The 1,358-nt window shown below is 62.3% G+C and carries 1 protein-coding gene; it reads right to left on the bottom strand.

Annotated elements, in window-relative coordinates; translation table 11 throughout:
• Positions 1-175: 175 nt before the first annotated feature.
• Positions 176-1,358 (bottom strand): tetratricopeptide repeat protein (locus X726_RS137255; protein ID WP_023673969.1); only part of this gene is annotated, 1,183 nt, incomplete at its 5' end.

Here is a 1,358-nt window from a genome sequence, read left to right as displayed (position 1 = left end):
CCTCATCCTCGCCCATGAGCGTGCTGTAGCCGACCACGTCGGCAGCAAGGATCGCGGTAAGCCTTCGCTCCATACCTGCCTGCGCCCTCCTTGGTCGATCAAGCGGCTTCGCGCAGCCTATTCTAGTCCCGCATCGGACGCGAGTGTGTGCGTCCGTTATGACGCGCGTGTGCTTCTACTGAACAACCGTAAAGTGAAACACCTTGCTTGAGTTGACGAAGGAATAGCCGCCGCCTCCATCGTCGCCGCGTTTATAGACGGGTCCACAGTCGGGGCGCCCGAACATATTCTCGCTCAGCTCGCACAATAAGTCGCCATCGACACGGACGGTCTCGGTGACCAGCCGCGTCGTGGAGCGGAAGGCTGCCTTGCCGTCGCTCCCGATCTGGAGGAAGGCTGGTTGGAGACCGGGCTCAAGCTGACCCTGCAGAGTATGGCCCAGCACCAGCGAGGCGATCTCCTTGCCCTTCAAGCGGTTGTGCTCATCGCCGGTGAAACCGAACGGCCATTCGGGCAAGCCCGCCTGCTGCAACGCGTCGACGATGAGAGCCAAATCCTGCGGGTTACGATATTGGGCACCGTTGAGTCGGTATGCGGACAATGAATCGAAACCTGGTGTGGACATGGCACCTAGCCCCTCGGCCACTGCCGCCCTGGCATCCTGCAGGCGGCCGGCGCGGGCGTAGGCGGCACCAAGCGTGATCGTGAAATCTCCGACTGACGGCGCATCGTCGCGGGTGCGTTCGAGGGCCTCGATCGCCCTGTCGTTGCTCCCTTGAATTAGAAAGACCAGACCGGCAATTTGCCGGTTTACAGGTGAAAGGTTGGGATCGAGCCTGAGCGCCGTCTCGACCGCTTCGGCAGCCACAGCATGACTGCCGGCGAACAGTTGCACGTATCCCAGGGCTATTTGCGTCTCAGCATCGCCGGGGCCGAGTGCGACGGCTCGCTCGACCGAAGCGATGGCTTCCTCGTAGCGGCGATCCACGACCTGCATGATCCCAAGAATAGCATAGGGCGACGAAAGGTCAGGGTCGAGTTGCAAAGCTCGGCTCGCCTTCTCATAGGCGCGCTTGCGCGCAGGTGCGCTCTGCATGATGTCATTGAACGATTCACGCCAGATATACACCGTCGTGCTTGCATCCGCCGCGAAGGCTTCCGCAAAAGCGGGGTCGAGCTGCTCGGCCTTGTCGTAGAGCGTGAGCGCCTCCCGCAGGCCGTCGCGCCGACCGGTCCGTGCTGTCTGCTCGGCACGAAGATAGAAGTCGTAGGCTTCGAGGTTTTCGGTCGGCGGCCGCGCCATGCGCTCGCTTTCCGCTGCCGAAGGTTGCATGCCAAGCGCCTTGGCGATCTCGCCG

It is taken from the genome of Mesorhizobium sp. LSJC285A00 (genome assembly GCF_000503155.1).
Taxonomy (GTDB): domain Bacteria; phylum Pseudomonadota; class Alphaproteobacteria; order Rhizobiales; family Rhizobiaceae; genus Mesorhizobium.
This window is presented reverse-complemented; position numbering and strand designations above follow the sequence as displayed.